We start from the raw sequence: 2,449 nt of genomic DNA, 5'->3' as shown, positions 1-2,449 counted from the left end.
CGACCATCCCGACACCCTCACCGCCCGCAACAACCTCGCCAACTCCTACAGCCATGCCGGACGGCTACAGGAAGCCCTCGACCTGCGCGAACAAGTACTAGCCGACCGTGAGCGGATCCTGGGCCCCGACCATCCCGCCACCCTCACCGCCCGCAACAACCTCGCCAACTCCTACGACGACGTTGCAACAGCCGGAGAGCAGCCAAATACGGCAACCCCACCAACCACGCCTGCTCTTCCGCCCTCTTCAGCCCCTCCCGCACAACCGCAATGACCTCTACCAACTGGTCTCCATAGAGAGCTACGGATCAGAACGAAGGCTGCGGCAGTGGCGTGCTCAACGTAGCAGCACCACAAGCGCACCACATCAAGCGGGGAACAGCGGGAGCCTCGGCGAAAGCGGCTGGTCTGGTGAGACTGCCCACTGGCCGTTCACCCAGGTCCGCGCCCGAGCCAGCTGTAAACGCCCGCAGCTTCCCAAGCCCATCCCCGAAGATGGCCTGGCCACTGCTACAACGGCCTCACCGGGCCGTCCGTGGGCCGTCCGAGGGCAGCCCACAACGACCAGCAACGACCCACGACGGCCGCAACCGCGCAGCTAGCCAGCGGGGTAAAGGGCGACCCCGCGCCCCACCAACGACCCCGATCAATACATGCGCTACTGAGCACGACGGGACGCCTGCGCACGCCCCCAACCGGCCGCGCGCGCCCTCTTGTTGACCCGTGCTTTACCTGCGACTCTGAGGGTCTCCCCACTTGTGAACTTGTGAATCCGGTAACTAGCGGACCCGTCGTCCGTGAACCGTACGGATTCCCTAGGAGGTGGCCTCATCCCATGCTGGTCCGCGACGCCATGAGCACGGTGGTCCTCACCATCGGCCCCGCCCACACCCTCCGCCAGGCAGCCGCCCTGATGTCCTCGCGCCATGTCGGCGCGGCCGTGGTCCTCGACCCGGACGCCGGCGGCATCGGCATCCTCACCGAACGCGACATCCTCAACTCGCTCGGCCAGGGCCAGAACCCGGACACCGAGCGCGCCCACGCCCACACCACCACCGACGTCGTCTTCGCCACCCCGGCCTGGACCCTGGAGGACGCGGCCAGCGCGATGGCCCACGGCGGCTTCCGCCACCTCATCGTCCTCGACCGCGCCGAGCCCGCCGGCATCGTCTCGGTCCGCGACATCATCCGCTGCTGGGCACCGGCACGACAGCAGGTACCGGCCTGACGACCGCGTAAATCCAGTTGGATCCAGTCCAAATCCAGCAGCCCTCCAAAGTCACACCTATTCGGAAACTGGTCACCTTGCTGTTAAAGTGGCCGGTATGAGTGACCTTCTGGAGCGGCTGCGCGGACGCGGCTGGCGGATGACCGCACAGCGGCGCGTCGTGGCCGAAGTGCTCGACGGCGACCACGTCCACCTGACCGCCGACGAGGTCCACTCCCGCGCCGTGGCCAAGCTGCCCGAGATCTCCCGGGCGACGGTCTACAACACACTGGGCGAACTGGTCTCGCTCGGCGAGGTCCTGGAAGTCTCCACGGACAAGCGGGCCAAGCGCTACGACCCGAACGCGCACAGCCCCCACCACCACCTGGTCTGCGCCAACTGCGGCCAGATCCGCGACGTCCACCCCGGCGGCAACCCGCTCGCCGACCTCCCCGACTCGGAGCGCTTCGGCTTCACGGTCTCGGACGTCGAGGTGACCTACCGCGGGCTGTGCCCCAACTGCGCGAGCGCGTAGCAAGTCCCTTCACAGGCCCCGGTGTCCGTTCGACACGGACGGACACCGGGGCTTTGTGCTGTCTACAGGCTTCCCGAATCTGACGGTCCGTCATATCGTCGTGCGGCACCACCCCCCGCCCGCGCAGACAGCCGTTCCGCCCTCCGCAAGGAGCAACCGTGGGAGACCCGCACCTTCGGCCGCACCCCAAACTCCACGCCACCCACCTGACCCGGACCTTCGGCCGCCCACTCCACCAGGTCGACGCCCTCGGCCCCCTCGAACTCACCGTCGCCCCCGGTGAGTTCGTCTGCCTGGTCGGCCCGTCCGGCTGCGGAAAGTCCACCCTCCTCCGCATCGCCGCGGGCTTGCTGCGCCCCAGCACGGGCACCCTGGAGATCCGCACCAGGAGCCCCCGCCCGGCGGCCATGATCTTCCAGGACTACGGCATCTACGACTGGAAGTCGGTCCGAGCCAATGTCCGCTTCGGCCTGGACGTCCAACGCGTCCCGCGCCGCGAGGGCAACGCCCGCGCCACCGAGTGGCTGACCCGCCCGGGCCTCGCCGACTTCGCGTACGCCTACCCGGCGACCCTGTCCGGCGGTATGCGCTGGGGGTCCCCCCAGGCCCTTTAGGCCAATGCCGTTGCTTTTGGCGGGGCTGGCCGGTTGAAGCGATGTGCTGATATCCCGTCTGGAGCGGCTGGGGCTGGGCGTCCTGACTCGGTC

At 68.3% G+C, this 2,449-nt stretch carries 3 protein-coding genes and 1 pseudogene; all 4 read left to right on the top strand.

Translation table 11 applies throughout. From position 1 onward, the window contains the following. A partial coding sequence (locus tag ACIRRY_RS51560; protein WP_403988022.1) for a tetratricopeptide repeat protein occupies window positions 1–274 on the top strand: 274 nt, incomplete at its 5' end. Window positions 275–835: 561 nt separating this feature from the next. After that, on the top strand, window positions 836–1,228 hold the full coding sequence (locus tag ACIRRY_RS51555; protein WP_403988019.1) for a cyclic nucleotide-binding/CBS domain-containing protein: 393 nt from the start codon (window positions 836–838) through the stop codon (window positions 1,226–1,228). A 97-nt stretch (window positions 1,229–1,325) separates the two neighbouring features. Then, entirely contained in the window at window positions 1,326–1,742 is a 417-nt protein-coding gene (locus tag ACIRRY_RS51550) for a Fur family transcriptional regulator (protein ID WP_019058319.1), read from the top strand. 158 nt (window positions 1,743–1,900) lie between these two features. Continuing rightward, window positions 1,901–2,332 (top strand): annotated as a pseudogene (locus ACIRRY_RS51545) (ATP-binding cassette domain-containing protein); the annotation flags it as partial. Window positions 2,333–2,449 lie beyond the last annotated feature (117 nt).

Origin of the sequence: Streptomyces sp. NPDC101776 (genome assembly GCF_044766845.1) — a bacterium.
In the GTDB taxonomy this organism is placed as follows: domain Bacteria; phylum Actinomycetota; class Actinomycetes; order Streptomycetales; family Streptomycetaceae; genus Streptomyces.
The sequence above is the reverse complement of the archived record's forward strand: the minus strand, read 5'-3'. Positions and strand labels throughout refer to the sequence as shown.

Coding starts and splice junctions, on each gene's coding strand:
- ACIRRY_RS51550 (WP_019058319.1), top strand. CDS start 1,326: ATGAGTGACCTTCTGGAGCGGCTGCGCGGACGCGGCTGGCGGATGACC.
- ACIRRY_RS51555 (WP_403988019.1), top strand. CDS start 836: ATGCTGGTCCGCGACGCCATGAGCACGGTGGTCCTCACCATCGGCCCC.